The sequence below is a fragment of the Tateyamaria omphalii genome, from assembly GCF_001969365.1.
Lineage (GTDB): Bacteria > Pseudomonadota > Alphaproteobacteria > Rhodobacterales > Rhodobacteraceae > Tateyamaria > Tateyamaria omphalii_A.
Map to the genome: position 1 here is coordinate 3,515,198 of NZ_CP019312.1, position 26,472 is coordinate 3,541,669.

At 60.4% G+C, this 26,472-nt stretch carries 27 protein-coding genes; 11 read left to right on the forward strand and 16 right to left on the reverse strand.

Translation table 11 applies throughout. The annotated features are described in order from the left end of the window. A complete protein-coding gene (locus BWR18_RS17645; RefSeq protein ID WP_076629730.1) occupies window positions 1–489 on the reverse strand; it encodes a flagellar basal body-associated FliL family protein in 489 nt (162 codons plus the stop codon). Between the two features lie 107 nt (window positions 490–596). Between BWR18_RS17645 and fliF the strand changes: the two genes are divergently transcribed. The 4 genes from fliF to fliP are packed head-to-tail and all read left to right on the forward strand — an operon-like array spanning window position 597 to window position 3,846. Beyond that, window positions 597–2,231: a flagellar basal-body MS-ring/collar protein FliF gene (gene fliF / locus BWR18_RS17650; protein WP_254684893.1), complete on the forward strand. Its 1,635-nt coding sequence runs from the start codon at window positions 597–599 to the stop codon at window positions 2,229–2,231. After that, complete coding sequence (locus BWR18_RS17655) at window positions 2,231–2,830, forward strand: hypothetical protein (protein ID WP_076629731.1); 600 nt, start codon at window positions 2,231–2,233, stop codon at window positions 2,828–2,830. Before fliF ends, BWR18_RS17655 begins: the two co-directional genes overlap by 1 nt. Next, window positions 2,823–3,116, forward strand: coding sequence for a FliM/FliN family flagellar motor switch protein (locus BWR18_RS17660; RefSeq protein WP_076630405.1), 294 nt, complete (start codon window positions 2,823–2,825; stop codon window positions 3,114–3,116). The genes BWR18_RS17655 and BWR18_RS17660 overlap by 8 nt, the downstream gene beginning before the upstream one ends. Window positions 3,117–3,123: 7 nt before the next feature. Next, on the forward strand, window positions 3,124–3,846 hold the full coding sequence (fliP, locus tag BWR18_RS17665; RefSeq protein WP_076630404.1) for a flagellar type III secretion system pore protein FliP: 723 nt from the start codon (window positions 3,124–3,126) through the stop codon (window positions 3,844–3,846). A gap of 159 nt (window positions 3,847–4,005) precedes the next feature. Here the strand turns inward: fliP and BWR18_RS17670 are convergent, their stop codons facing one another. The 5 genes from BWR18_RS17670 to BWR18_RS17690 all read right to left on the reverse strand — a co-directional run bounded on the left by BWR18_RS17670 (window position 4,006) and on the right by BWR18_RS17690 (window position 9,842). Beyond that, entirely contained in the window at window positions 4,006–5,106 is a 1,101-nt protein-coding gene (locus BWR18_RS17670) for a flagellar basal body P-ring protein FlgI (protein ID WP_076629732.1), read from the reverse strand. Then, the gene (locus BWR18_RS17675) at window positions 5,103–6,110 is read right to left on the reverse strand and encodes a flagellin (RefSeq protein WP_076629733.1); all 1,008 of its coding nucleotides are present in this window, start codon (window positions 6,108–6,110) and stop codon (window positions 5,103–5,105) included. Before BWR18_RS17675 ends, BWR18_RS17670 begins: the two co-directional genes overlap by 4 nt. A 2-nt stretch (window positions 6,111–6,112) precedes the next feature. After that, a complete protein-coding gene (flgK, locus tag BWR18_RS17680) occupies window positions 6,113–7,567 on the reverse strand; it encodes a flagellar hook-associated protein FlgK (RefSeq protein WP_076629734.1) in 1,455 nt (484 codons plus the stop codon). Between the two features lie 39 nt (window positions 7,568–7,606). After that, window positions 7,607–8,908, reverse strand: a complete 1,302-nt coding sequence (locus BWR18_RS17685) for a flagellar hook protein FlgE (RefSeq protein ID WP_076629735.1) — start codon at window positions 8,906–8,908, stop codon at window positions 7,607–7,609. 94 nt (window positions 8,909–9,002) lie between these two features. Next, window positions 9,003–9,842 (reverse strand): flagellar motor protein MotB, encoded by an 840-nt coding sequence (locus tag BWR18_RS17690; RefSeq protein ID WP_076629736.1) that lies wholly within the window; start codon window positions 9,840–9,842, stop codon window positions 9,003–9,005. 131 nt (window positions 9,843–9,973) lie between these two features. On the opposite strand from BWR18_RS17690, the gene BWR18_RS17695 reads away from it, so the two are divergent. Then, window positions 9,974–11,188 carry an MFS transporter gene (locus tag BWR18_RS17695; protein ID WP_076629737.1) on the forward strand — a complete coding sequence of 405 codons (1,215 nt, stop codon included), beginning with the start codon at window positions 9,974–9,976 and terminating at the stop codon, window positions 11,186–11,188. Between the two features lie 248 nt (window positions 11,189–11,436). On the opposite strand, the gene trhO is transcribed toward BWR18_RS17695, so the two are convergent. Continuing rightward, entirely contained in the window at window positions 11,437–12,360 is a 924-nt protein-coding gene (gene trhO, locus BWR18_RS17700) for an oxygen-dependent tRNA uridine(34) hydroxylase TrhO (protein ID WP_076629738.1), read from the reverse strand. A gap of 83 nt (window positions 12,361–12,443) precedes the next feature. Between trhO and pncA the strand changes: the two genes are divergently transcribed. From pncA to BWR18_RS17715, 3 genes are all read left to right on the forward strand, one after another. Beyond that, window positions 12,444–13,040, forward strand: a complete 597-nt coding sequence (gene pncA, locus BWR18_RS17705) for a bifunctional nicotinamidase/pyrazinamidase (protein ID WP_083957754.1) — start codon at window positions 12,444–12,446, stop codon at window positions 13,038–13,040. A gap of 72 nt (window positions 13,041–13,112) precedes the next feature. After that, window positions 13,113–14,405 (forward strand): nicotinate phosphoribosyltransferase, encoded by a 1,293-nt coding sequence (pncB, locus tag BWR18_RS17710; RefSeq protein WP_076629740.1) that lies wholly within the window; start codon window positions 13,113–13,115, stop codon window positions 14,403–14,405. Window positions 14,406–14,616: 211 nt separating this feature from the next. Next, window positions 14,617–14,796, forward strand: a complete 180-nt coding sequence (locus BWR18_RS17715; RefSeq protein ID WP_157598825.1) for a hypothetical protein — start codon at window positions 14,617–14,619, stop codon at window positions 14,794–14,796. A gap of 2 nt (window positions 14,797–14,798) precedes the next feature. On the opposite strand, the gene arfB is transcribed toward BWR18_RS17715, so the two are convergent. From arfB to BWR18_RS17755, 8 genes are all read right to left on the reverse strand, one after another. Then, entirely contained in the window at window positions 14,799–15,221 is a 423-nt protein-coding gene (arfB, locus tag BWR18_RS17720; RefSeq protein ID WP_076629742.1) for an alternative ribosome rescue aminoacyl-tRNA hydrolase ArfB, read from the reverse strand. Window positions 15,222–15,239: 18 nt separating this feature from the next. Continuing rightward, window positions 15,240–15,596: a VOC family protein gene (locus BWR18_RS17725; RefSeq protein WP_076629743.1), complete on the reverse strand. Its 357-nt coding sequence runs from the start codon at window positions 15,594–15,596 to the stop codon at window positions 15,240–15,242. A 237-nt stretch (window positions 15,597–15,833) separates the two neighbouring features. Then, window positions 15,834–16,475 (reverse strand): queuosine precursor transporter, encoded by a 642-nt coding sequence (locus tag BWR18_RS17730; protein ID WP_076629744.1) that lies wholly within the window; start codon window positions 16,473–16,475, stop codon window positions 15,834–15,836. A 64-nt stretch (window positions 16,476–16,539) separates the two neighbouring features. After that, on the reverse strand, window positions 16,540–17,373 hold the full coding sequence (locus tag BWR18_RS17735; protein ID WP_076629745.1) for an esterase-like activity of phytase family protein: 834 nt from the start codon (window positions 17,371–17,373) through the stop codon (window positions 16,540–16,542). Continuing rightward, window positions 17,346–18,266, reverse strand: coding sequence for a penicillin-insensitive murein endopeptidase (mepA, locus tag BWR18_RS17740; RefSeq protein ID WP_083957755.1), 921 nt, complete (start codon window positions 18,264–18,266; stop codon window positions 17,346–17,348). The genes BWR18_RS17735 and mepA overlap by 28 nt, the downstream gene beginning before the upstream one ends. Next, window positions 18,236–19,633 (reverse strand): MFS transporter, encoded by a 1,398-nt coding sequence (locus tag BWR18_RS17745; RefSeq protein ID WP_076629746.1) that lies wholly within the window; start codon window positions 19,631–19,633, stop codon window positions 18,236–18,238. The genes mepA and BWR18_RS17745 overlap by 31 nt, the downstream gene beginning before the upstream one ends. Before the next feature lie 88 nt (window positions 19,634–19,721). Further along, window positions 19,722–20,270, reverse strand: coding sequence for an AAA family ATPase (locus tag BWR18_RS17750; protein ID WP_216637306.1), 549 nt, complete (start codon window positions 20,268–20,270; stop codon window positions 19,722–19,724). A gap of 5 nt (window positions 20,271–20,275) precedes the next feature. Continuing rightward, window positions 20,276–20,848, reverse strand: coding sequence for an acyl-CoA thioesterase (locus tag BWR18_RS17755; protein ID WP_076629747.1), 573 nt, complete (start codon window positions 20,846–20,848; stop codon window positions 20,276–20,278). 126 nt (window positions 20,849–20,974) lie between these two features. On the opposite strand from BWR18_RS17755, the gene BWR18_RS17760 reads away from it, so the two are divergent. The 3 genes from BWR18_RS17760 to yaaA all read left to right on the forward strand — a co-directional run bounded on the left by BWR18_RS17760 (window position 20,975) and on the right by yaaA (window position 24,198). Next, window positions 20,975–21,256, forward strand: a complete 282-nt coding sequence (locus BWR18_RS17760) for a YggT family protein (RefSeq protein WP_076629748.1) — start codon at window positions 20,975–20,977, stop codon at window positions 21,254–21,256. A 94-nt stretch (window positions 21,257–21,350) separates the two neighbouring features. Continuing rightward, entirely contained in the window at window positions 21,351–23,393 is a 2,043-nt protein-coding gene (recQ, locus tag BWR18_RS17765) for a DNA helicase RecQ (RefSeq protein WP_076629749.1), read from the forward strand. Window positions 23,394–23,424: 31 nt separating this feature from the next. Beyond that, window positions 23,425–24,198, forward strand: a complete 774-nt coding sequence (yaaA, locus tag BWR18_RS17770; protein WP_076629750.1) for a peroxide stress protein YaaA — start codon at window positions 23,425–23,427, stop codon at window positions 24,196–24,198. Here the strand turns inward: yaaA and BWR18_RS17775 are convergent. Beyond that, entirely contained in the window at window positions 24,195–26,378 is a 2,184-nt protein-coding gene (locus BWR18_RS17775; protein WP_076629751.1) for a response regulator, read from the reverse strand. The genes yaaA and BWR18_RS17775 overlap by 4 nt on opposite strands. Window positions 26,379–26,472 lie beyond the last annotated feature (94 nt).

Sequence of the window (26,472 nt, forward strand, 5' to 3'; positions counted from 1 at the left end):
TCAGCTCAAAACGAATTCCATGATGAGAAGGTCGTTTACCCGACCTGCTCCGGTCACAATCTCGACCCGGCGCAGCATTTGCGCGCGCAACCGCGTAAGCGCAGCAGGGCTTTCGATGTCCTTGGTTTCCAATGCGCGCAGGTAACCATTCAGAACATCGACGACCCTCGGCAGAATTGCTTCCACGTCGGTTACATATTGGGATGGCACTTCTAACTGGGCTCGAAATCGCAAGTGTTGTCCTTGGGAACTGGGCGCCAAAGAAACGACCATCGGTTCCAGGGCAACAAAAGATACGTCAGGAAGCTCGGGTGAGTCTGCGCCCCTTTCCGTCGGGCCTTCCGCCGATTCGGGCGCAAGGACCATACCGGAAAACGTCGCAAAGAAGCCGCCCCCCGCACCAAGCAACAGGGCCACAACCCCAAGTATCAAAGGTAACTTTGAGGACTTCTGCGCCTCTTCCGGTGTTTCTACAGCTGCGTTCGTCATCTGGTTCCTGCTCAGAATATGTCGGATGCAGATTTCTCATAGATCAACTAACCGATTGTTAAGGCTGTTCAGTCATTGCTGGCACAACGCCGGGCAGAACGCCCGGTATGACGGAGGCAATTGTGCAGCAATTACTGAATGTCTGGATGGGACTGGATATCAAACGCCAGATAACCGTGGTCGTGGCGACCTTGGCGATGTTCTTGGCGATTCTTGCGATGTCGCGCATTGTGACGTCACCAACACTGACGCTGCTCTACGCGGGGCTGGAAAATGGCGCTGCCGGAGATGTGGTACGGGCGCTTGAGCAGCGCGGCGTCCCGTTTGAGGTGCGCGGTGGTTCAATCTTTGTAGATTCGCAAGAGCGCGACCAACTACGATTGACCCTCGCAAGCGAAGGACTTCCTGCAAACAGCAGCCAAGGATACGAACTTTTAGACAGCCTTTCGGGTTTCGGCACCACATCGCAAATGTTTGACGCTGCATATTGGCGCGCCAAAGAAGGGGAATTGGCGCGGACAATCGTATCCAGCCCTCATGTGGCCATGGCACGTGTTCATATTGCATCGACGGGATCGAACCCGTTTCAACGGAGCGTCACGCCAACGGCATCCGTGTCACTGACAGCGAATGGAGGCGAGCTGACCGCTCAGCAGGCCAAAGCCGTCCGTTTTCTTGTTGCGTCTGCCGTTGCCGGCCTGTCTGCTGATGATGTCGCAGTGATTGACTCGAATGGCGCAGTTCTTGGAATGGGCGATGATGCAGCGCCATCCACTGGTTCAGATGACAAGTCCCAGATGCTGAGAGAGCGTGTCGAACGGCTGCTCGAAGCGCGCGTTGGGCCGGGCAATGCGGTTGTTGAAGTCAGCGTGGACACGGTGACAGAAACCGAAGAGATCCGCGAGCGCCGTTTCGACCCTCAGGAACGTGTTGTGATCAGCACGGATACCGAGGAACGGACCAGCACGTCGAACGAGGCGGGCAATGGGGATGTCACCGTTGCATCCAATCTCCCCGACGGTGAAGGCGCTGGCGGTGACAATTCTTCTTCCCAAAACTCGGAAACACGCGAGCGCATCAATTACGAAGTTTCTGAAACTGAGCGCGCCATTGTGAAGTCGGCCGGGGCAATCCGTCGGGTCACAGTGGCTGTTCTGGTCAATGACGCGATCGCAGCAGAAGGGGCCGATGTCGCAACAACTGCACGGTCGCCGGAAGAGCTTGAAGCGCTGCGTGAATTGGTGGCCTCTGCCGTTGGATATGATGAAAACCGGGGCGACGTGATCACGATAAAGGCAATGGAATTGCAGCCTATCTTGCCCCAAGGCACGATCGCCGAAGCCTCCGTTTTCGATGGAATTCATCTGGATGTAATGTCGGCGATCCAGATGGCTATTCTTGCGGTCGTGGCACTTATTTTGGGCCTGTTTGTGGTTAAGCCTGTGCTGACACGCTCTGCCACAGCAACGGAGGAGCTTCCTGCTCTGCCGCCAAGCATGTCTGGTGGTAACTTTGACAACACTCCACAGATTGTGACGGAACCGGGGGATCTGCCTCAGATCGACATAGCGGCGGCCCCTGAAATGCTGCCGGATCTTCCGGCTCTCACGTCCGGTCCAGATGGCGCATTGCCTGTCCCATTCTCCGAAGATCCGGTTGATCGTCTTCGTTCAATGATTGGTGAACGGCAGGAAGAAACTGTGGAGATTTTGAGGAGTTGGCTTGAAGAGGAGCGCGCCTGATGTCAGCTGCGCACCTTTTCGAAGATTTTGGCGAGGAGAAACCGAAGCTCGCCGACGCTGCCTCCCTGCCGATTGAAGTGGTTGAAGACCAAAAGCTTGAGGCCTTTGAAAATGGCTATCAGGCGGGTTGGGAAGATGCTGTGGCCGCCCAATCGGAAACACAGAGCTTTGTGTCGAGCGGACTGGCGTCAAGCCTGCAAGATGCATCATTTGAATACCATGAACTGAGAGCAGGGATGACCGCGACCGTGGAAACGATCATCAAAAGCGTCACGGACATCATCCTGCCCCGGGTCGCGCATTCCAGCCTCGGGGCGCACGTGCGTGAAAAGGCTCAGGATATGGTGCGTGCCAGCCTGGACAAACGGGTTGAGATTGCAGTGGCACCAGAGAACGAGGCGGCTGTACGCAGCGTTCTTAACGATGACATTCCAGAGCCTTTCCTGTTGGTCAGTGACAATCTTCTCGCACCATCACAAGTGGTTTTGCGCACCGAACAGACAGAGGCAGAACTCGATCTCGACCGCACAGTCGCGGAGATTTCAGCTGCTGTTACCTCTTTTTTTGAAGCCCAAACCTTTGAGGTAAATGATGGCTGAAGTACCCTCGACGAAAGCGCTGGCATCTGACGCGCATAACCCATTTACGGCAGTTCCAATTGAAATCACGGTTTCAGTCGGACGCGCCAGGCCACTTGTCCGCGACCTGGTCATGCTGGGGTCGAACGCTGTGTTGACGCTCGATAAGCGCGTTGATGACCCGGTTGACTTGTTTGTTGGCGACAAACTTATCGCGCGCGGCACGTTGGAAGAGGCCGAAGGTGACGACGAGGGGCAATTGGTCGTGCGCTTGACCGAGATATTCGATCTGGGTGCGGGTCTCTGAGCTTGTCATGAGATCCGCAATTCTTCTTTGCATTCTGCTGTTTTTGCCGGCGGGGGCTTCCGCTCAGGATGTTGCGATATCGCTTGGGGACGACGCTTCGCTAAGCGCCCGCACTTTGCAGCTTATTGCCTTGATCACAGTGCTCAGCCTCGCGCCTGGTCTTGCCATCATGGTGACTTGCTTTCCCTTTCTGGTTACCGTCTTGTCGATTTTGCGGCAGGCGATCGGCTTGCAGCAATCCCCCCCGAACATGCTTATTATCAGTCTCGCGCTTTTCCTGACTTACTTCATAATGGAACCTGTCTTTGTCGAAGCTTGGACAAATGGTTTGCGTCCGTTGATAGACGAACAGATAGAGCCTGACGTTGCATTCACCCGAACCTTGGAGCCGTTCCGCGTTTTCATGGCAGGAAGGCTTGATGCCGAGACTTTTGCTGCGATGGCCGATCTTCGTCCCGATACGCGGGGGGTAACGCTTGACACTGATGCGCCTTTGTCGGTTCTGGTTCCCAGTTTCCTGTTGTCGGAGATTTCGCGCGCATTTCAGGTCGGCTTCCTGATCTTTTTGCCGTTCCTTATTATTGATCTTGTGGCTGCGGCAATTTTGATGAGTATGGGTATGATGATGGTGCCGCCCGCCATTGTTTCCCTGCCTTTCAAGCTAGCATTCTTTGTTATCGCAGACGGTTGGAGTCTGATCGCAGGCAGCTTGGTCCGCAGCTACTTTTGAAAGCGTTTTCTGAAGTTCTCGATTGTGTTGCTTCTGGGAATGACAAAAGTAACCATTGGGCCAGCGTTGGTCATAAGTAACCGCAAACAACTGAATTGAATTCAAAGACGCGCTCAGCCAGTGACGCTCGGCACGGATCTATAATCACGTTAACCCCAGTTACCGAACAACAAACTCCGCATGCAATGCGCCTGCAGCCTTGATGCTTTTTAGGATGTCTATCATGTCTCTCGGGGCGACACCAAGCGCGTTAAGGCCAGCAATCACCTCAGAAAGTGACGCGCCCTCCGGGACTTCGGCCAGTCCAGGACCGTCGTCCTCCTGCAGGTCTACAGTCGTGCGCGGCACGACTACGGATTGGCCGTCGGCAAACGGGTTCGGTTGAACAACCAAGGGCTGCTCTTGAATGCGAAGTGTCAAGTTGCCCTGTGACACCGCGACGCGAGAGATGCGTACGTCATCACCCATTACTATTGTCCCGGATCGTTGATCGACGACCACACGCGCTTTGCGCTCTGGTTGTACCGCAATGTTCTCTATGCGGCCAAGGGCGTGCGCAGCCGAACGTGCGCGTGTTTGAGCGATGTTCAGAGACACTGTCCCAGAATCCAACATCGTCGCGACGGATCTACCAAACACTCCGTTGATTGCCTCTTCGATGCGGGCAGCCGTGGTAAAGTCCGGATCTCGCAAAGCCAGGCGCATGTTTGTCAGGCTGCTGAGCTCAAAGTCGATCTCTCGCTCGATCCGTGCGCCGGACGGAATCACACCGGATGTGGGGACGCCTTGCGTCACGCGGGCACCATCGCCCTCGGCAACGGCGCCACCAGCAATAATTGTACCTTGCGCGACGGCATAGATTTCACCATCCGCCGCATTCATTGGCGTCATAACCAATGTGCCGCCCAATAGGCTCTTGGCATCTCCAATGGCCGAAACCGTGATGTCGATCTGGCTGCCACTTCTGGCAAAGGGAGGCAAAGTCGCAGTGACGATCACGGCAGCGACGTTTTTCGGACGAAACTGCTCGCCGGTTACATTGACGCCGAGCCGTTCCAGAATGTTGGTCATGATGTCTTCGGTAAATGGCGCGTTCCGCAATCCGTCACCGGTCCCATCGAGCCCGACGACCAACCCGTATCCGACAAGGTCGTTGCCGCGAACGCCATCGAAGTCCACAAGGTCCTTGATGCGGACCGGATTTGCCTCTGCGAGTGACCCAAGCGCAGCGGCGAGAACGCAAACCAAAATCCGGATCATCTGACGAAATTCACTAATGACAAATCCGACATGCGCGCGGTAACGGTATAGAGAGATTGAAGTTGAAATTGGACTGCCTCCAATTGAGTTGCTGTGTCGTATGGATCGGCTTGAAGGAGTGCACCTTTGGCGAACTGAAGCGTTGTTTCACGCGCAGCATTCCGCGTGGACACTGAGTCAATGCGTGCCTGTGCCGACCCCAAATTGCTTTGAGTTGCGGTCAGTTGATCCTTTGCCAGGATCAATTCGCTCCCTGCCAACACCAATAGGTTCTGTTGTTCATGGCTGGACAGCCCCAGGCTTGCATCGGCTGCCAGCGCGGCCAGCGCCGTACTTTTCAGAAGATCCCGAAAGACCGCTTGGTCCGCTCTGAGATCTACAGATACCTGTTCGTCTTCGCCAACCTGAAAGGGTGCAATTGCGCTGTTCGCCCCGGTATATGCGGCACTCCGAAATCCGGCAGGGTCGTCAAACCACTGGGTCACAGCATCTGCTATGTCAGAAACGTTTGTGTTCCCTGCGATCGCAGCGCGCAGATCTGTCAGTATAGCGTCTGCCTCACCCAAGGCGGACGTGTTTGTCGCTGCTCCGGCAAAAATCGAACGGCCTGCACTTGAGGTGTTCAGGGTTGAAACAAGTGTCCGAAACTCATTCGTCGCATCGACCGAGAGTTGATCAAGGACCGGGCCAACCGCGCTAGAGGAGACCGTGAGCAGCGCCGTACTGAGCGTGCCCGCGCTGGTATCCATGCGGTCCAGCGCGGTTTGCGCGCTTTCGGCAAACTGCCTGGCTTCGGAGGTTGCGACCTTGTAGGCGGACAGCGTGCGGATATCGCTCTCAATATCCGACAGGTAACTGACATTGCCCGCGAGGACAGATTTGACGTCGCTGACCTGGCCGCTTGCCAGTTCTTCGTTCAGGCGCGCCATCTCGGTTTTTAGCGTTGCGCTGCGTCGTTGGAGCAGGAATGTCTGTGCAAGATCGCCGAAGCCATAGGTGTTCATCTTCAAATCCTCATCAGGGCATCGAACATTTCATCAACGGTCGAAATGACGCGCGCATTTGCTGCATAAGCCTGTTCAAGGATCATGAGTGTTTGAATCTCTGCGTCTGTATCAACACCATTGGCCCGCTCGATTTGCGCCAATTCCACCGCTTGCGCAGATGCAAACGACAATTGTTGGTCTGCGCGCAACCGGTCCGATCCAAGCTGTGATGAGACACTGGCGACGATCCCATCAATGTTGAGGTCGGCCACTCCAAAATCGCCAGATGCTTGCGGCCGCTGCGCGACAAACGCGTCTGTCAGTGCGATAAGCAACGCGCCATTGCCCACATCACCAGGTGCCGATGCGCCCAATCCATCTCGAATCCGCCAGGTTTGTCCGCCATCGTCCGGATCAACCAAAGTATTCAGGGAAATGCGGTTGGCCAGACCAAGCTCATCCGCCGGATCAAGGGGGGCACCGGCATCTGTAAACAGCCCGGCCTCTCCTGCGGCAATGGTTGGATCGACGTTGCTGTCCTCAAATCGACCAATCAGATCGCGTGCAAGTGCATCGATTTGTCTTTGCGCATCGGGTGCGATCTCGTCCCGGATTTCAAACTGTGCGCCCAGCGTGCCGCCGTGCAGGCGACCATTTGCGGAGCTCGTGTTCACCGCGATGCCGTTGAGTGTCAGACCCGACAGGGTTCCATCGGCCTCTGACGCATACGGCGTGACCACGTTGGTGGGTTCAAAGCCGACTTCAACCGCGCCGCCCTCAAGCAGAATTGCACCGCCGGTCGAATAGAGTGCAACGGCCCCGTGGTCTCGGGGGACTGCGCGCACGGGAACCATCGCGCTGATCTCGTCGATCAATTGTTGGCGCTGATCCTCCAGGGCCGAAAGTTCGGTTCCGACCCGTCCGCTTGCTACAATACGCGCGTTCAGCGTCTGGACGCCTTTCAGCGCGTCATTCAGCCTGCTTACTTGCGCATCAATGCTGCGATCGGCTTGCGTCCGCGCATCCTGAATGCCCTGCGCCACGGTATTGATTGATTTCGCCAGATCCTTCGCAGCAAAAGCCACGGATGTGAGGCGTTCTGTAGCATCTGGTCTGCTCGTCGCGGTGATAAGGCTTTTTTCAAAATCCGAAACACGTGCCGCCAGCGATCCAGCATTATTGGGTGTGCCAATCAGATCTTCAATTCTGGTCAACGCCGACGTCGTTTCTGACCTGTACCCAACTTCTGCCTCAGCCAGACGTCGATCATTTATGACCTGTTGGTCGATATGTCGGACGACGCCGTTGATCCGGACACCCACGGCGCCTCCGCCGCTTTCTGACGAAATCGACAAAGTGCGTCGTGCATAGCCGGGCGTGTTGGCGTTCGCGATATTGCTTGACACGATCTCCGAGCCGCGACTGGCGGCTCGGATCCCGGACATGGCCGAGTATAATGCGCTGGACAATGACATTTAGCGAACTCCCGCTTTCAATGGCGCTGATCGCCGTTATCAACGTTTGATGTTTGTCGTTTCCTGCAGCATTTCGTCCACGGTCTGGATGACCTTGGCGTTGGACGAATAGGCGCGCTGTGTCTGGATCATGGCCGTCAGCTCTCCGGCCACGTCGACAGCCGATTCCTCTCGTGCATAGGACACGATGTCACCGGTCGGACCGTCACTGGCATCCCACAGGAAGAAGCTGCCGCTCTCGGGGGATGGCTGGTACGTCTGCTGATCCAGCGCGACCATACCATTGGGGTTTGGCAAGTCCACGAGAGGTATTTGGTAGATCGTGCGGTTGATCCCGGTGTCAAAAAATGCGGTTACAAACCCGTTTGCATCAACTTCGACATTGGTCATGTTGCCGACGGGTGAGCCATCTTTCGAAATAGAGACCGGGGCGAAACTGTCCGACAGCTGTGTCAGGCCGTCGCTTGCGCCAAGTTGGCCGATGTTGATCTCAAGTGGCCCGCCTTCCGCGTTGATGACGATATTGCCGGTCGCAGGATCGTAAGCGCCGCCGCTCGTTGTTGCGACAGATGCAAGCGTTCCGCCAGCCGACCTGCTGTCATCGAAGGTCAGAACGTATTCACCCACGACCGCACCATCGAGCGCAGAATCGGTCAACTGCATCGTCCATTCGTTCGATGTGCCCGTGCCGGGAACAGTCGGGGTGAAGCTGATGTTGATGTTTTCCGACGTGCCAAGGTTATCGAAATACTCGACCGACAGGTATTGCACGTCACCCGCGGAACCTGCGTCCGTATCGGTCGCCGGCAGGTTGACACCCAGCGACAGTTGCGTTGTCGGCTCACCCGAGAACTGGTTGACGTTGATTTGGACGGGCTCCAGGCCATCGGACGTGTCGCGCGGGAACGTTGGGACCGACCCGTCCGGTTGTGCGGGCCACCCCATCAGAACGAGGCCGGAATCGGATCGCAGATATCCATTTGCGTCCGTGCGGAAGGATCCGGTTGTCGTCAGGAACATCTGGCTGTTGCCATTGGCCAGATTGACGTCAGTCAACTGCGCTACCGGCAACATGCCGCGACCACGCACCGCCAGATCAGTTGCATTGGATGTAGATACCAGCGACCCGCGCTGGTCAATCAAACGCTCGGTCGAGGCGCGCACGCCGCCCGCCGAATAGGTCGCACCGTTCGATGAAATGACCATCGACTGAAAGTCGGTTTGCACCCGCTTGTAGCCAAAGGTTGAGGAGTTCGCGATGTTGTCCGAGATGGACGCAAGCCGCGTTGCGTTTGCCTGCAGCCCTGCAACACCTGCATTGAGCGAGGAAGAGATTGTCATGGACACGCCTTTCTGCTGTACCGACTAATTCAGCCAACAGATAGGTGCGTCGCCTTAACGTGCAGCTAACAGATAAAATTCAAGCTATTCCGCCTCAGTCCCGCAAAAAGATCACTTCGATCCGGTTGTTGCGAATGGCCATCGGGTTTTTGACGGCCACCTCGCGATCCGCATGTCCCGTGACCCGTTTGACGCGTCCTGTTGCAACACCGGTCTGCTTGAGCAGCTTGCGCATCGCGTCCGCGCGCGCGACCGACATGCGCCAGGTCGAGCGGTCCGCCACCACTATGGGCTCAGCCCTTACATGTCCTTCGACGGCAATGTCGTTTTCGACTGTGCGTGCGGCTTCGGTGATCAGCCGTGATAGATCGCGCAGCAATTGTGTAGGAATATCAGTGCCTTCCTCGAACAACGGTGTGTTTTCGAGGGAGAAGAGCTCGATCACCAACCCTTCATCCGTGAGTCTGGTGACAATGTGTTGAAGGTCATTGTCCATGACTTTCGACTCGCCGCCTTTGCCCAAAAGGCGCGCTTCGAGCGATTCAAACACTTCATCCTGCCGGGCCGTGAGATCACCATTGTCCTGAGCACCGGTTTCACCGCGGGCCTGTTTTGATTCCGTGGGGCGTTGCGACGAGGCGCCCGTGCCATTCTGTGGCAACGTCACTTCGGAAAACACGCTGTCGCCGCCAAAGGCACCATCGCCGCCACCGGAAATGCGATTGATCGGGATCGTCGGCGAGAAATAGTCGGCAATTCCCTTGCGCTGTTTCTCGGTCGTTGCATTCAACAGCCACATCAACATGAAGAAGGCCATCATGGCGGTCACGAAGTCCGCATAGGCCACTTTCCAGGCGCCGCCGTGGTGGCCATCGCCGCCCGACACCTTTTTCCTCTTGATGATGATTGGCCGCGCATTGGCTTGCACGCTCATATCCCATACCTCAATTTATCACCCAGACAGATGCGTAGCACGGGGCCAGTTACAGCCCGCTTAACGGTTCGAATTGTTGGTATTTTGCGCCCATGGCTTGTGCCCGTGTCGAGGCGGTGCGCAGATGGGGCATGAGCGTCTCACCCCATGACAGCGGATATTCCTGGTTGCGCCTGGGCGTGACCCTTTTGATTGCGATGGTGGCCAATGTGGGCATGTGGGCGATCATCGTGATCATGCCCGCGGTCGAGGCCGAATTCGGCGTCAGCCGTGCGGCGGCCAGCATGCCCTATACACTGACCATGATCGGGTTCGCCGTCGGCAATTTCGTGGTGGGACGGGCCGTGGATATCTGGGGTGTTTCGCGGGTTCTGGTTGCCTGCGCCGTGGCGATTGCCGCGGGCTACGGTCTTGCCATGCTAAGCGGGTCCATCCTCGCCCTGTCGGTGGCGCAGTTGCTTATTGGCCTTGGCACCTCGGTCGGGTTCGGGCCGTTGATTGCGGACATCTCTCACTGGTTTCTGAATCGGCGCGGGATCGCGGTCGCGATTGCGGCCAGTGGCAACTACCTGTCAGGCGCCATCTGGCCGCTGCTGCTGGCCGGTATCCTTGAGGATCAGGGCTGGCGTGCCGCCTATGCCGTGCTGGCCATCACCACGCTGATTGTCGTGATCCCGTTGGCGCTGGCCCTGCGCCGCCAAGTGCCTGAGACTGCACATGAATTGGCGGAGGCGACGTCGAACGCGAACGCCGTGTCCGTCGGCCTTTCGCCTCGTGCCCTTGCATGGCTTTTGGGCCTTGCCGGGGTAGGGTGCTGCGTGGCGATGTCGATGCCGCAGGTCCACATCGTCAGCTATTGCGTTGACTTGGGCTATGGTCCTGCAGTGGGGGCCGAGATGCTGGCGCTGATGCTGCTGGGCGGGGTTGGGTCGCGGCTTGTCTCGGGGATACTTGCGGACCGGTTGGGGGGCGTGCGGACGCTGCTGCTGGGATCGGTTTTGCAGTGCATTGCCTTGCTATTGTACCTGCCGTCAGACGCCCTCGTTTCGCTCTATGTCGTGAGCCTGATCTTTGGTCTGAGCCAAGGGGGCATCGTGCCCAGCTATGCGATCATTGTGCGGGAATACATGCCCGCGCGAGAGGCGGGCGCGCGGGTCGGCTTTGTGATGATGGCGACCATCATGGGCATGGCGCTGGGCGGGTGGATGTCGGGGTGGATCTATGATGTCACCGGCAGCTACAGAATGGCGTTCTGGAACGGTGTCGCGTGGAACGGGCTGAACATCGCGATCATGGTGTGGCTGCTGATGCGGGCCCGTCCGCAACGGGCGCTGCAACCGGCCTGAGGGGAGCGTACGCGCAACGGCTGCACGTGCGGGCGACGGCTGATCCGCCAGACCCGCGTTAACGCCTTGCAAACAAGGGGGACGGGCGATGCACAAGGCGTACACATCGCGTGCACAACCTGTGCACCGATGATGCACCAAATGACCCGGACGCCCATGGTTAACGGTGCGTGCGGTGCCAAAGGTTGATGAAGGGTTAAACGCTGCGACCGGGGCCAATCGTAAGGCGGACGTGTCGTCCGCCCGTGTCAGCCCTTGTCGGGGACCATGGGGCCGTTCAGGTGATCCTCGCCCCTTGCGCGGGCCAATTCGATCTGCTTTTGCCGCTCGCGAAAGCGCGCCTTGTCCTCGGCGCTGGTCTCATCCGCGCAGTGGTGGCAGCTGACGCCAGCCTCGTATTCCGGGCGCGCTTGATCGGCGGGCAGGATCGGGCGGCGGCAGGCGTGGCAGAGCTGGTGCGGTCCGACCTCAAGCCCGTGGCCGACGCTGACCCGCCCGTCAAAGACAAAGCACTCGCCCTGCCATGTGCTGTCCTGCGCGGGCACCTCTTCGAGGTATTTCAGGATGCCGCCCTTGAGGTGGAACACGTCCTCGACCCCCTGACCAAGCAGGTAGTTGGTGGATTTTTCGCACCGGATGCCGCCGGTGCAGAACATCGCCACCTTTTTGTTGTGGAAGCGGTGCTTGTTTTCCTCCCACCACGCGGGAAACTCGCCAAAACTGCGGGTCGCAGGGTCGATGGCGCCGTCGAAGGTGCCGATGGCAACCTCGTAATCGTTGCGGGTGTCGATGACGGCGACATCCTCGCGCCCGATCAGGTCGTTCCAGTCGGCAGGGTCGACATAGTGGCCCACGCGCGCCGCCGGATCGACGTCCGGTTGGCCCATGGTCACGATCTCGCGTTTCAAGCGGACCTTGAGCTTGCCAAAGGGGGCCGTGTCGCTGGTGCTTTCCTTCCACTCCAGATCGGCGCAGCCGGGCAGGGCGCGGATATGGGCAAGGGCGGCGTCGATGCCCGCGCGCGGGCCTGCGATGGTGCCGTTGATCCCCTCGGGCGCCAGCAGCAGCGTGCCCTTGACCCCTGCGTTGCAGCACAGTTTGGCCAGCGGCCCCTTGATCGCGGAGGGATCGTCGAAGCGCGTGAAGTGGTAAAGGGCGGCGATGGTGTACATGGCCGCGAGATAGGCGATGGGTGTGCCCTTGCGCAAGGGGGCGGGCGGGTGCGACAAGGCACTGCACCACAGGAGACCAGCCCATGACCCGCGCCCTGATCGTGATCGACGTCCAGAACGACTTTTGCCCCGGTGGTGCGCTGGCTGTGCCGGACGGGGATCGGATCGTGGCGGGTATCAATGGGCTGATGGATGACTTTGACGCCGTGGTGCTGACACAGGACTGGCACCCGGTGGGGCATTCATCGTTCGCATCTTCGCACAAGGGCAAGGGGCCTTACGAGATGATCGACATGTCCTATGGTCCGCAGGTGCTGTGGCCGGATCATTGCGTTCAGGGGACGGGCGGCGCGGCGTTTCACGCCGATCTGAACGTGGACCGCGCCGATATGATCGTCCGCAAGGGCTACCGCCCCGCCATCGACAGCTATTCGGCGTTTTTCGAGAATGATCAGAAAACGCCGACGGGGCTTGAGGGGTATCTGCGCACGCGGGGCATCACCGACCTGACGATGGTGGGGCTGGCGACGGATTTCTGCGTGAACTTTTCGGCCGTGGATGCGGCGAAGCTGGGGTTCCAAGTGGATGTGCGCATGGACCTGTGCCGGGCCATTGATCTGGATGGATCGCTGGCGGCGGCAACGTCCGGCATGGCGGCGGCGGGTGTCAGACTGGCTTGACTTTGGGGCCTGACTTGCCCCCAAGCGCCGGATTGGGGCACAACGGGCCACCGAAGCCAAGGAAACGCGCCCATGGTCGACATCGCCACCCGTGTCTGGAACCACAAATGGAAGATTGACCCGATCGTGCGGTCGATGATCGACACGGATTTTTACAAGCTACTCATGTGTCAGTCTGTGTTTCGGAACAAGCCGGACACGCAGGTGACCTTTTCCCTGATCAACCGGTCCCGTCATGTGCCGCTGGCCAAGTTGATCGACGAGGGGGAGTTGCGCGAGCAGTTGGATCACATCCGGTCGTTGAGTTTGCGCCGGGGTGAGAGCACCTGGATGCGCGGCAACACGTTCTATGGCAAGCGGCAGATGTTCACGCCCGAGTTCATGGACTGGTTCGAGGCGCTGCGCCTGCCCGCCTATCACCTCGAGCGGCGCGAGGATCAGTATGAGTTGACGTTCGAAGGGTCATGGCCCGAGGTGATGCTGTGGGAAATTCCGGCCCTTGCCGTGCTGATGGAGCTGCGGGGCCGGGCCGTTCTGAACGAGATGGGCCGATTTGAGCTGCAGGTGCTTTACGCCCGCGCGATGACCAAGCTGTGGGAAAAGATCGAACGGCTGAAGGGCCATGACGGGCTGCGCGTGGCCGATTTCGGCACGCGGCGGCGGCACTCCTTCCTGTGGCAGGACTGGTGTGTTCAAGCCATGGGCGAGGGCTTGGGCGCGCAGTTTGCAGGCACGTCCAATTGCCTGATCGCCAAGAACCGCGATCTGGAGGCCATTGGCACCAATGCCCATGAGTTGCCGATGGTGTATTCGGCGCTGGCGCAGACGGATGAGGCGTTGGCGCAGGCCCCCTATGACGTGCTGAGCGACTGGCACGATGAGCACGATGGCAATCTGCGCATCATCCTGCCCGACACCTACGGCACCGAAGGGTTTCTGGAGCGCGCCCCGGATTGGCTGGCGGGCTGGACGGGCATCCGCATCGACAGCGGTGATCCGGCGGCGGGGGCCGAGGTGGCGATCAAGTGGTGGCAGGCCCGCGGCGAGGATCCGCGGGAGAAGCTGGTGATTTTCTCGGACGGGTTGGATGCGGACAAGATTGTCGAGCTGCACCAGCAGTTTGCGAGCCGGGTCAAGGTGTCGTTCGGCTGGGGCACGATGCTGACCAACGACTTCAAGGGGCTGACGGAAGACGACCGGCTGGCGCCGTTTTCGCTGGTGTGCAAGGCGGTGTCGGCGAACGGGCGGCCCACGGTGAAGTTGTCGGACAACCCGAACAAGGCGATGGGGCCGGCGTCGGAGATTGAGCGCTATAAGAGGGTGTTTGGCGTGGGGGAGCAGGAGCGGATGGAGGTTGTGGTCTGACCGAACAGCGCGCGATGCCCTGTTTCGCTTGATGCGTGCTGGCGGGTTTGGTCACGGCGGCCATGTTCGTGTGATTTGGTGAAAGCGGCCCGACGGACCGAGACGCGGCCCCGTGAATTGTATCACGAGAGCGAACAACGGCCCTAATATCGCCTTGATTGCCTGCGATACGGTCAACAATCAGGGGCTTTCGAAAGAAACGAGCAGACATATGACACGACTTGTTTTGGTAATTATTCTGGCTGGTACGACTTTTCTGACCGCCTGTGGCAGCGCGCCACAGGATGTGACACGCGGGCAAGGCGTGCCGTTCGGGTTTGTGCCGCTGACGCCCGACTATGACGGCGCGACATCGCAGCGCGCCGCGGTTGATCTGTTGTCGTTCAGCTGAGCCTAGTCGTCAGAGGCGATGCGCCCGCGCAGCGCCTTGACCGCGCCGCGCTCTTTCTTGGCCTTCAGACGGCGCTTTTTTGATCCAAGCGTGGGCTTGGTCGCGATGCGGCGTTTGGGTTTGACCAGCGCCTTGCGGATCAGGTCGGCCAGACGCTGGCGCGCAATCTCGCGGTTGCGGGCCTGGCTGCGGGTTTCGTCGCATTGGATGATCAGCGCACCTTCGGTCGTCCAGCGCCGTCCGGCGAGCCGTTTGAGCCGGGTTTTGACGGGTGGGGGCAGCGCAGGGGATCGCGCCGCTTCGAACCGCAACTCGACGGCTGTGGCCACCTTGTTCACATTCTGCCCGCCGGGACCGGAGGCGCGGACAAATTGTTCGCTCAGTTCCCAGTCTTCGATTGTTATGTCGTCATTGATGCGCAGCATGGTCTTGTTTGTAGGGGTTTATGCGAGCCTGCCGGACACGCTGATTGAATTGCTGGCCGGGTCCTTGGCGTTGGCAAAGACGTAGCCGTCGGCCTTGTGCAGCGATCCGAAGTCCAGCCCGTTGGTGCGCGCGGTATCGCAAAACGTTTCTACGTCTTCAACGGCGAAGACCAGTTTGACCAGGACCTGGCCCTGTTTTCGGCCCTTGCCCATCGGGTGCAGCAACAGGGTGATGCCGGGCCCCGGTGGGCGCAGTTCGACGATCCGGTCGCCGTCCTCGATATGCGCAGTATAGCCGAAATGGTCGGCATAGAATTGGGTCATCTCCTCGACCTTCGAGGTGTAGAGCACGAGGCTGCTGAGCGGTGGTGACATGCAATGCTTCTCTTGATCGAAAAAGGGCCACCCGGTGGGCGGCCCTTCTCGAAATGTTTCGGAGGTTGTGCCGGTTAGATCAACCGACCAACTTGGCGGTCTGCGCCGCGCGGGGTTGCCCTAGCAGGCGACCTCCCAAGCTGTTCCGACACCTCTCTCCAATACCTTTCTCGACACTGGATCACCTCCTTCCGATTTGTTGAACTCGCTGTGATGGTGGCACAGTGCCCGCGAAAGTCAACGGATTTTCGCAGGCTCTGACACGCGGGCGGTGAACCAGCGGAACGGTGCCAACGCAATAAGCGCGAGGGTCAGTTTCACCATCCAGTCGGCCACGGCCAGCGACACCCAAAGCGGGACGGCGGGTCCGATGCCCAGAAGCGGCAGCACTTCGCCCGCCCAGGATACGTCGTTGCCGGGTTCAAGCCAGATCAGGCTGGCGGAAAAGGCGATGGTGAAGAAGATGGCGGTGTCCACCGAACTGCCGATGACGGTCGACGCGAGCGGTGCCTTCCACCATGCCCCACGGCGCAAGGCCGAGAAGATGCCGACGTCGAGCAGTTGCGCGGTCAGGAAGGCGAGGCCGGAGCCGATGGCGATGCGGAATGTCACGGCCGGATAGGTGAACCCGTCGCCCTGGATCATGATCTGCGTGCCCACGAGCGAGCAGAACACACCGACGATGAAGCCCACGAAGACGACCGTGCGTGCAGGACCCGCGCCGTAGACCCGGTTCATGATGTCGGTGACAAGGAAGGCGAGGGGATAGGTGAATGCCCCCCATGTCAGCCAGTTGCCGAACAGGAACTGGACGAGGATGTTCGAGGCCACGACGATGGTGGCCATGGCAAGGATGCCGGGAAGGTGCGCGCGTGTCATATCTGGTGCCCGTTTTTGCAAGGTTGCGGCGACTTGGCCCGGCGACATGCCGGACGCGCGTCTCCTAGTTGCAGGTGGCACCTTCTGCAAGCGTTTCCGTCAGGGCGTATTCGACCAATTCGGTGCGCTGGACGGCGAGGAAATTGTCGTCCGACACCATCGTCAGGCAGGTGGCGCCGCTGTCCGATTGCCAGATCGCGAGCCCTTCGAGGTTGTCGTGACGTCCGGCGGATGTTTTGAGAAGTGTCTCGGCCCCGGCCCCGGGCGTGTTGGGGTCCATGCGGCGGATGCGGCTGCGAAAGCCCAGTGGTGTGAATGCGCGTTCGAGGATGTAGAGCAGGCCGTCGGGCCCGATGTCAGCGCCCGCGGGCAGGAACGGTCCGGTGCGCGGCAATGTTGCGAGGATGTCCCAGGCCCCGCCCCGGTATCTGTAGATGGGAAAGGGCCGCTCGGTACCGCCGGAGCGTTCGGGCAGGGTATAGAGTGTGCCGTTGGCATCCGCTGCCAGCGCTTCGAGGGAGCCGTTGCGGGCGTAGGTCGCAAAATCCGGATGCGATGGCACCTGCGTACCGTCACCGGCTGAGATGCGTCCGGGGTCTTCGTAGCTGAAGAACAGGGTGTCGTCCGTTCGGGCGAGCCCCTCGCTGTCGCGGTCCGGGTGCGGTTGGGGGGTGGTGCCGATCTGGACCGTCATCGCAGCCCGGTCGAGCGCCAGTGTGAACAGTGGGCCGCGATCCGACAGCACGATTGCCCTGTCGCCGCTGTCCATTTCGATCGCTGACAGCCCCCCGAAATCCGCGCGATCCGACACCAGTGTCCAGCTGCGAACAAAGGTCAGCGGATCGGCGGTTGCCGTGGTGACGGTCAGGATTAGCGCGAGGCCAGAACGCCAGAGCATTGTTGCGGCAGGTCTCCGACCTTGAGTTCGCGGCGGGGTCGGGGTGCGGGCGCGTTCGGATCGGGCGGTGGTGGGTTGAGGATGTTGTTCACCCATTGTTGCGCATCGGCGCAGCCGTCGCCGGGGGGCGGGGCGGCTTGGTCCACGCAGCCGCGTGCGCCGCGCGGGCAGTTGAGGCGGACGTGGAAGTGGTAATGGTGTCCCCACCAGGGCCGGACCTTGCGCAACCACGACCGGTCGCCGGTTTCGTCCTGGCACATCTGCACCTTGGCGCCGGGGAAGACAAAGATGCGCGCGGTGCGGCTGTCGCTGGCGGCGGCCTTGATGATCTCGTGATGGGCGCGGGTCCAGTTGCCGTTGACATAGGCGCCCGAGGCGCGCCGGGTCGAGATCGAGCTGATGTTTTCCCGTTCAGCGGCGCTGAGCGTGAGGTTGCGGGCGGGCAGCATCCAGATGTCAGCATCGAGCCCGATCTGGTGGCTGCGGTGACCCGTCAGCATCGGCCCGCCGCGCGGCTGGCTCAAGTCGCCGACATAGAGGCCTGACCAGCCGGGTTGCTTGGCCGCCTCGCGGCTCAGGTCCTGCACATAGTCCACCAGTTCGGGGTGGCCCCAGTTGCGGTTGCGGCTGAGCCGCATCGCCTGCCAGGTGGGTCCGGTTTCGGCCAGCTGCACACCGCCCGCCAGACACCCGCGCGAGTATCCGCCCAAGGCGGCGGCGTCTTGGGCGGAGGCCCGTCTTTTGGCGCCAAACTGGCCCTTGGCGATGTTCTGCAACGTGGCCGGATCGACGTCAGGCGTGGGCGCGCCCGAGATGTCGGTGCCGGCGCCGCTGGTGCAGGCACACAGCAGCAAGGCGGCGATCAGGGTACAGGAACGGCGGATGTTGACCATTTGGCGTGGTCTCCTTCGGGGTTCACGTAGCGCAGCAGCCAGAGGCCGAGGATGAAGAGCGCGATAACCGGAATGTAACCCAATTGTGCGCTGCCTGTCATGGTCGAGAAGAGCGCAATCAGCATGGGTGCCAAAAATGCGGTCGCCTTGCCGGACAGCGCGAAGAGGCCAAAGGCCTCGGTCGGGCGTTCGGGATGGGTGTGGCGCACCATCATGGAGCGTGAGGCGGCGTAGATCGCACCGCCCGCGCCACCGATGGCCGCGCCGCAGATGTAAAAGACGATGTCCGGTATGGCGGACCCTTCGGGCATGGCGATCAGGCCGAAGAAGCTGTCGCGGTTCATGCCCACGATCACCAGGCAAACGAGGATCAGGATGTAGCAGCACACGCGGATGACCGGGCGCGGGCCCTTGCGCTTGTCAAAGATGCCGCCGATTTGCGTGGCGATGGCGGCGGTGATGGCGCCCACGATACCGAAAACAAGGATCTGCATGATCGACCATTCCAGCACCAGGCGGGCATAGATTCCGCCCGCCGCATAAAGCGCATTGAGCGCGTCACGGTACAGCATTGAGCTGATCAGGAAATTCAGCAGCGATTTGCGATGGTAGGCCCCTTTGAGCGATTGTTTGAGGTCGCGCATGGCGTCCGCCACGCCGCCCTGTCGGTTGGCCTGTTTCGGTTCGCGGACCCAAAGGAAGAACGGCACCATGAAGATGATGAACCAGATCGCGATGAACGGGCCGACAAAGCGGAAATCCTCGGACCGCTCCGGATCAAGGCCCAGGAGTGGCACGTTTCCGAGGATTGTCGTCCCGTCCCCCTTGGTCACGAACAGGAGCAGCATCAGGAACAGAGAGAGTACTCCGCCCCAATAACCGATGGCCGCGCCGTTGCCGGAGATCTTGCCGACCTCGTCCTTGTCCCCGAGCGAGGGCAGCACGGCGTTGACAAAGATCAGCATGAATTCGGCCGCTATGAAGGCGAGGTTGAAGCAGAACAGGATCAGGTAGATGTTCGCGCCGCTTGGGTCCGTGTACCAAAGCGAAAAGGTGAACGGCACGTAGATGATCGCGAAAAGCCAGATCCACGGCATCCGTCGCCCGGTGCTGTCGGCATAGGCCCCGATCATGGGCGCAGTAAAGGCGATGAGCAGCCCGGCGATGGTCTGGCCCCAGAACCACGTGGATTGCGACGCGGCCTTGGCCACCTCTTCGTCACTGTAGACCGTCAGGAAGTATTCGAGCGAGGCCTGGGCAAAGAACGGCCCGAAGATAAAGGTCAGCCCGAGGGTGTAGAACGGCTGGGTCGCCCAGTCGAAGGCCATCCAGCCCTGGATGCGTCTTTTCAGACTGATCTCTGCCATGCCCTATACCCCATTGGTGGCCACGTTTTTTTGTTGGGGCGACCAAAGCAGGCCAAAGGGGGTGTGGCAAGACAAGCTTTGAGCCGGGCTATGTCATGGCCAGCCGGTCCAGCACAAAGGTGACACGTTGCGCCGGGGACGTTTTGGGCAGGTGAATCTGCTGATAGCCAAGCTGCGCATAGGCGTTCTCCAGCCGGGCATACTCGGCCATTGCTGTGTCCAGACTGTGCTGCCGGTCAGCGTCCTGTTTGTAGATCTCGGGCCAGGGCGGGGCCAGAAATACGAGCGGGGCGTAGGGTCGCACGGGTCCGATCGTGTCGGCAAAGGACGTGCCGGTTTCACGGTGCAGACCCACTGCGGCATCAATCAGGCCCCGGTCGAAAAACACAGGCCCCGTGTGAGCGGCTGCTGCGTCCAGATCCTGCCGCGCCATGGCCACTGCCCGGTTGGCAAAGGCGGCTGGATCTACCCACGGAAGAGCCTTGCCGTCGCCTTGCCGTTCTTCTGCAACGATGCGGCGCCCCGGTTCGCTGACGGTTGCAAAACCGCGCGCCGCCAGAGCGTCGAGCAAGGTGGACTTTCCGCCCCCCGAGCAACCGGAAATCACAAAGAACCGATGCACGGTGTTTGCGGTCACACTGTTCAGGCGGCCGATTTCAGCGGAGTTTTGTGTGCCTCAGCATCTTGCATCGGCGGCCAGGGGCGCTGGGCTTCGGCCTTGATCCACGCGGCGATCCAGTCGGGGATTGGGGGCGACACGGCGTCTTGTCCCATGGCCGCAAGCACCTTGTGCGGTGGCACGATCCCGTTCTTGTCGGTCACGGCCGAGCGGTAAAGCACGTGGCTGGCGCATTCGCCATCAGGCTTCCACATGGATTGTTCAAGATAGGTGAACTTGTCGTCCCAGCACACCGCTCGGCTGCGCATCTCGAATTTTTGGAAGGCGTGCAGGCGGCGGCGGTAACGCACCGAGGACCCCGCCATGGTCAGGCCCCAGCGGTTCGCCCTGAGCGTGCCGATCAGCCCGGCGCGTTGGCCCAGACCCAAGCGACCGAGGTCGTAAAGTGTCAGCGCACGCCCGTTGTTGAGCTCCATGAACCCGTCCAGGTCCCATGGCCAAACGCGGTGCTGGGTGATGTGCAGATCGGTCAGGCCCAGCGGCGCTTGGCGGCGGGCTTTGACCATTTCCTTGGCAAGGCGAACGAACGGAAACATGGGCTTAACTCCTTACATCGTAAATTGCGGCGGCGCAGCGAAAGTTCAATGGGTCATCCTGCGTGACCTTGCGCCACATGGCCCAACGGCCTAGGTCTGTTGCCGGAACAACAAAGGACCCCGCCCATGCTGGTGATCTACCAACTGCTCGATCTGATCCTGAGCGTCGTTTACGTGATCATGATCGTTCACATCATCATGAGCTGGCTGATCAACTTCAATGTGCTGAACATGCACCAGCCGCTGGTGGGGTCGATCTGGACCGGGCTGAACAAGCTGCTGGAGCCGATTTATCGCCCCATTCGGCGCTATATGCCTGACACGCATCCGCTGGATCTGGCGCCGCTGGTGGCCTTTGTCATCGTGATCGCCCTGCGCAGCATCATCCTGCCCGCCATCTTCTTCTGATCCTGCGGGCGTGATGCCCCTTGTTCACCGCCTGTTAAAATGTGAGTCTGTATCCAACGAGCAGACTACATAAAATTTGACAGGGTTTTCGGAAATGAGCGGCGCTGCCACGCTGTTGAGGGACGTATTCGGGTTCGACGGCTTCCGCCCCGGGCAGGAAGAGATCGTTGACGCCGTGGCTGCGGGCGAAAACGCGCTGGCCATCATGCCGACGGGTGGCGGTAAATCCCTTTGTTTTCAATTGCCTGCGCTGATGCGCGACGGGGTGACGGTGGTGATCTCTCCGCTGATTGCCCTGATGCGCGATCAGGTGCGCGCCTTGCAAGAGGCGGGTGTGCAGGCGGGTGCGTTGACCTCTGGCAACACGCCGGAAGAGACGGACGCGGTGTGGGAGGCGCTGGAGCGGCGTGAGCTGAAACTGCTTTACATCGCGCCGGAGCGGCTGGCGGCGGGGTCCTCCATCGGGATGTTGCGCCGCATCGGTGTCAACCTGATTGCTGTGGACGAGGCGCATTGCGTGAGCCAATGGGGTCACGATTTCCGCCCTGATTACCTGCGTATCGGTGAGTTAAAGCGCGCCCTGGACGTGCCCTTGGCCGCCTTTACCGCAACGGCAGATGCGGAAACGCAGATTGAGATTGTCCAGAAGCTGTTCGATGGGGCGCAGCCGCGGACGTTTTTGCGTGGGTTTGACCGGCCCAACATTCACCTTGCCTTTGCCGCCAAGAACGGGCCGCGCGCGCAGATCCTGAACTTCGCCGCCGCGCGCAAGGGGCAGTCGGGCATCGTCTATTGCGGCACACGGGCCAAGACAGAAACGCTGGCGCAGGCGCTGCGCGAGGCGGGGCACGCGGCGATCCACTATCACGGCGGGATGGAGGCGGACGACCGCCGCATCGCCGAACGGCGGTTTCAGCAGGAAGACGGCCTGATCGTCGCGGCCACGGTGGCGTTCGGCATGGGCGTGGACAAGCCGGATATCCGCTGGGTCGCGCATGCTGATCTGCCCAAATCCATTGAGGCCTACTATCAGGAGATTGGGCGTGCGGGGCGTGACGGCGCGCCTGCGGAGACGCTGACACTGTTTGGCCCGGACGACATCAAACTGCGGCGCACGCAGATCGACGAAGGGCTTGCCCCGCCCGAACGGCGCATGGCGGATCACGCGCGGCTGAACGCGCTTTTGGGATTGGCGGAGGCGCTGGAATGTCGGCGCCAGACGCTGCTGGGGTATTTCGGCGAAACAGAGGTGTCTTGCGGCAAGTGCGATCTGTGCGACCAACCGGCGGAGGTGTTTGACGGCACGACGGCGGTGCGCAAGGCGCTGTCGGCCATGCTGCGCACCGACGAGTGGTTCGGTGCGGGGCACCTGATCGACATTCTGTTGGGCATCGAGACGGACAAGATCCGCCAGCGCGGGCATGACAGCCTGCCGACCTATGGCGTGGGCAAGGAATACACAAAACAGCAGTGGCAGGCCGTGTTCCGGCAGATGATGGGGCACGATCTGGTGCGCCCCGACCCCGAGCGTTATGGCGCGCTGCGGATGACGGATGCGGCCCTGCCAATCCTGCGGAATGAGGCCAAGATCACCCTGCGCCGCGACACGATCAAGGCCGCTGCCGCCCGCCGCCCGGCGGTCAAGGCGATGGTGTCTGAGGAAGATGCGCCGCTGCTGTCGGCGCTCAAAGCCAAGCGCCGCGCGCTGGCCGAGGCCGCCAAGGTCCCGGCCTACGTCATTTTTCCCGATCGCACGCTGATCGAGATGGCGGAACGGCGACCGGCCAATCTGGACCAGATGGCGCAGGTCAGCGGGGTCGGGGCCAAGAAACTGGAAAAGTTTGGTCGTGCCTTCCTTGAAGTGATCAATGGAGAGGCCGAGGCGCTCCATCCGTCCCGCCGCAAGCTGGCGGGGCACAATGCGGGCACGATCTATGACCAGTTGCTGGCGGTGCAGGCGGAATTGGCGCGGGGGCAGGATGGCACTGACAAGCCGCTGAGCTGTTCCGCGTCCCAATTGGCAAAGATCGCGCAACTGCGCCCGGATGACGATGCGGGCATTGAGCGGCTTTTAGGTGACCGCAAGGCCGAACGATTTGGGCCTGCCTTTCTGGACGTGCTGCGGGCGGCATCCTAGATATGCCCAGACATACTTTGGGGGTGAGCAGATGTTGGTGGTGATTTCCCCGGCCAAGCGGCTGGACTGGGCAGAGCGGGACGTTGCGATGACCGCCCCCGCCATGCAGGACGACGCCGTGCGCTTGGTTCGCACAGCGCGGAACCTGACCTTGGGCAAGCTGAAGTCGCTGATGGATCTGAGCGACGATCTGGCCCGCCTGAACCGCGACCGCTTTCAGGCCTTCGAGGATGCGCCCGCCGAAGACGTCACGCGCCCGGCGATGCTGGCCTTTGCCGGGGATACCTATCAGGGTCTGGATGCAGAAACGCTGTCACAGGCGGAGACGGAGTATGCCCAGGATCACTTGCGCATTCTGTCCGGGCTCTACGGCCTGCTGCGTCCTCTGGATGCGATCCAGCCGTACCGGCTTGAGATGGGCAGCCGTTTGAAAACGCGGCGCGGCACGTCGCTGTATGACTACTGGCGCACCGATCTGGCCAAGGCGTTGAATGCGCAGGCCGAGGAAACCGGCAGTGATATGCTGGTGAACTGCGCCAGTCAGGAGTATTTCGGAGCGGTGCCGGAAAAGGCGCTGAAGCTGAACCTGATCACGCCCGCCTTTATGGAAGACAAGGGGCAGGGCCCCAAAATCGTCAGCTTCTTTGCCAAGCGGGCGCGGGGGGCCATGGCGCGGCATATCATCCAGAACCGGGTGACTGACTTGGACGGGGTGCGCAGTTTCAACAGCGTAGGCTACGTCTATCGGCCGGACCTGTCGAGCGACGCAAAACCCGTATTTGTCAGGCCTTACCCAACGAACTAGGCGGCGCCCTCGTTCGGCACTGCATCTTCGAACGGGTGCTTGACGCCATCCGGACACATGTCGTGCAACATGCCATGGATTTCCGGCTTGCGCAGCGGCTTCGTCAGGTAGTGATCAAGACCCGCTTCGAGAATGCCCTTGTCATCGCCGTCCATGGCGTGTGCGGTAAGGGCGACGATGGGGACGTGTCCTCCGGTGTCTTCTTCCAACGCCCGAATTCTTTGGGTTGCTTCCTTCCCGTCCATCTTGGGCATCGAGATGTCCATGAAGATCAGGTCGGGAGACACCTGTTGGAACAGGTCCACCGCCTCGATCCCGTTATTGGCGAAATGCAGGTCGATGTCGGCGGATTTCACCATCTTACCGAACACAAGCTGGTTGGTCTTGTTGTCCTCGGCCGCCAGCACCACCATCCGGCGCTTTTCAGGTGCAGGGGGTGGCGCGCCGTTGGCGCCGATCACGGGCCCCACGCTTTCCAGCCGCGCAAAAAGGTCGGCACGCGGCACCGGTTTTTGCATGATGGCGTGCAGATATTTCGCCCCCGGATCGTTGGTCGCAAAGCTGGGGTTCGAACTGAGCAATAGAATGGGTGTTTCCACACCGCGCGTGCGGATGGTTTCGGCCAGTTCCAGCCCGTCCATGTCGGGCATGTTGTGATCGGTCAGGATCAGGTCGATGTCGCGCAATTGTTCCAGGGCCTCTGCGCCCGAGGCGCAGCTGACGACGCCCAGGCCCAACTGCTCCAACTGGCGTTGCAGGATGGTGCGGTTGGCTTCGATATCATCGACAACCATCACGCGGCGCAATCCGTCGGGCACAGGCGGGTGTTCGGGCAACTTTGCCTCGCTCAGTTTCAGGGGAATACGGAAACCAAAGACCGATCCGATCCCCTCTTCGCTGCTCACCCAGACTTCGCCCTCCATCAGGCTGACCAGACGGGCGGAGATGGCGAGGCCAAGGCCCGTGCCGTCGAACTGGCGGTTCCGCTCGTTTTCGACCTGATTGAACTCACCGAATATGTGGTCGATCTTGTCTTCGGGAATGCCGATGCCGGTGTCTTCAATCACGATCGTCACCTCGGCGTGGCCTGCGTCCAGATCGGGCACTCCGGTGACGCGGACCAGCACATGTCCTTCGCTTGTGAACTTGACCGCATTGCCCATCAGGTTGGTCAGCACCTGCCGGATCCGGCCCGGATCGCCCACATAGGTGGTGGGCAGGAACAGATCGTAGTCCAGAAGCAGCGTCAGCCCCTTGTCGCGGGCGGAGGGCTGGAGCAGCATGATAATCTCGTGAATGCTGCGTTCGAGATCGAAGGGTTCGAGGTGCAATTGCAGCTTCTGCGCCTCGATCTTGGAATAATCCAGCACGTCGTTGATGATTACCAGCAGCGCCTCGCCGGAGTTCTTGATCGTATCGACATAGAGCTGCTGTTCTTCGCTGAGCCCGGTGTCGCCCAACAGTTCGGCCATGCCGACAACGCCGTTCATGGGCGTCCTGATCTCGTGGCTCATGTTGGCGAGGAAGGCGGATTTTGCGCGGCTTGCCGCTTCCGCCTCTGTGCGTGCAGCCTTGAGTTCCTGTTGATACCGCACCGATTCAGTGATGTTGAGGCCAAGCGAGACGATATCGCCTGCCGGGCTGCGCCGGTCCACCAGCTTCACATACTGGTCGTTCCACAGGCGCACGGTCACCGGGTCAGGTTGCGGTTGCATCCAGCGATCCAGCATCATCTGGCGCCACTCCGTGTCCGGCATCCCTTCGGTATCGACGATCCCCTCATCCGTGAGGACCTGCAGGATGGTCATGTAATTCACACCGGGGCGGATCGCGTCGATCCTGTCGAAGATGGCCAGGTAGCTTTCGTTGGCCGCGATCATCTGGTTGTCGGAGTTGAAGAAGGCAAAGCCGTCGGTGATGGTCTGCACCGAATGCCATAGGCGCCGTTCGGCGATCTGCACCTTTTGGTTGGCCTGCCCCAACTCGGTTTTCACGCGCTCGTTTTCGGTTTTGACGGTGGCGACCTCGGCGCGGGTTTCCACAATCTCGCCCTGAAGCGCTGCGGCATGTTTCCCGAGTTTGCGGTTTGCCGCCGACAGTTCGGCCTCTTTCAGTTCAAGCAAGCGCTCTGCGGCCAGGCGACCGCGCCGCTCTTCTGCCAGTTTGTTTGCAAGGCTCATGCCTGCCCTCCGCCTCGACTTCGCTGCATTGGTATTTCACAGCGATGATGAAGAACGCCTTAACCCTGTGGCGAAAGCGTTGCGTGTCCGGTCG

Coding starts and splice junctions, on each gene's coding strand:
- BWR18_RS17645 (WP_076629730.1), bottom strand. CDS start 489: ATGACGAACGCAGCTGTAGAAACACCGGAAGAGGCGCAGAAGTCCTCA.
- fliF (WP_254684893.1), top strand. CDS start 597: ATGACGGAGGCAATTGTGCAGCAATTACTGAATGTCTGGATGGGACTG.
- BWR18_RS17655 (WP_076629731.1), top strand. CDS start 2,231: ATGTCAGCTGCGCACCTTTTCGAAGATTTTGGCGAGGAGAAACCGAAG.
- BWR18_RS17660 (WP_076630405.1), top strand. CDS start 2,823: ATGGCTGAAGTACCCTCGACGAAAGCGCTGGCATCTGACGCGCATAAC.
- fliP (WP_076630404.1), top strand. CDS start 3,124: ATGAGATCCGCAATTCTTCTTTGCATTCTGCTGTTTTTGCCGGCGGGG.
- BWR18_RS17670 (WP_076629732.1), bottom strand. CDS start 5,106: ATGATCCGGATTTTGGTTTGCGTTCTCGCCGCTGCGCTTGGGTCACTC.
- BWR18_RS17675 (WP_076629733.1), bottom strand. CDS start 6,110: ATGAACACCTATGGCTTCGGCGATCTTGCACAGACATTCCTGCTCCAA.
- flgK (WP_076629734.1), bottom strand. CDS start 7,567: ATGTCATTGTCCAGCGCATTATACTCGGCCATGTCCGGGATCCGAGCC.
- BWR18_RS17685 (WP_076629735.1), bottom strand. CDS start 8,908: ATGACAATCTCTTCCTCGCTCAATGCAGGTGTTGCAGGGCTGCAGGCA.
- BWR18_RS17690 (WP_076629736.1), bottom strand. CDS start 9,842: ATGAGCGTGCAAGCCAATGCGCGGCCAATCATCATCAAGAGGAAAAAG.
- BWR18_RS17695 (WP_076629737.1), top strand. CDS start 9,974: ATGAGCGTCTCACCCCATGACAGCGGATATTCCTGGTTGCGCCTGGGC.
- trhO (WP_076629738.1), bottom strand. CDS start 12,360: ATGTACACCATCGCCGCCCTTTACCACTTCACGCGCTTCGACGATCCC.
- pncA (WP_083957754.1), top strand. CDS start 12,444: ATGACCCGCGCCCTGATCGTGATCGACGTCCAGAACGACTTTTGCCCC.
- pncB (WP_076629740.1), top strand. CDS start 13,113: ATGGTCGACATCGCCACCCGTGTCTGGAACCACAAATGGAAGATTGAC.
- BWR18_RS17715 (WP_157598825.1), top strand. CDS start 14,617: ATGACACGACTTGTTTTGGTAATTATTCTGGCTGGTACGACTTTTCTG.
- arfB (WP_076629742.1), bottom strand. CDS start 15,221: ATGCTGCGCATCAATGACGACATAACAATCGAAGACTGGGAACTGAGC.
- BWR18_RS17725 (WP_076629743.1), bottom strand. CDS start 15,596: ATGTCACCACCGCTCAGCAGCCTCGTGCTCTACACCTCGAAGGTCGAG.
- BWR18_RS17730 (WP_076629744.1), bottom strand. CDS start 16,475: ATGACACGCGCGCACCTTCCCGGCATCCTTGCCATGGCCACCATCGTC.
- BWR18_RS17735 (WP_076629745.1), bottom strand. CDS start 17,373: ATGCTCTGGCGTTCTGGCCTCGCGCTAATCCTGACCGTCACCACGGCA.
- mepA (WP_083957755.1), bottom strand. CDS start 18,266: ATGGTCAACATCCGCCGTTCCTGTACCCTGATCGCCGCCTTGCTGCTG.
- BWR18_RS17745 (WP_076629746.1), bottom strand. CDS start 19,633: ATGGCAGAGATCAGTCTGAAAAGACGCATCCAGGGCTGGATGGCCTTC.
- BWR18_RS17755 (WP_076629747.1), bottom strand. CDS start 20,848: ATGTTTCCGTTCGTTCGCCTTGCCAAGGAAATGGTCAAAGCCCGCCGC.
- BWR18_RS17760 (WP_076629748.1), top strand. CDS start 20,975: ATGCTGGTGATCTACCAACTGCTCGATCTGATCCTGAGCGTCGTTTAC.
- recQ (WP_076629749.1), top strand. CDS start 21,351: ATGAGCGGCGCTGCCACGCTGTTGAGGGACGTATTCGGGTTCGACGGC.
- yaaA (WP_076629750.1), top strand. CDS start 23,425: ATGTTGGTGGTGATTTCCCCGGCCAAGCGGCTGGACTGGGCAGAGCGG.
- BWR18_RS17775 (WP_076629751.1), bottom strand. CDS start 26,378: ATGAGCCTTGCAAACAAACTGGCAGAAGAGCGGCGCGGTCGCCTGGCC.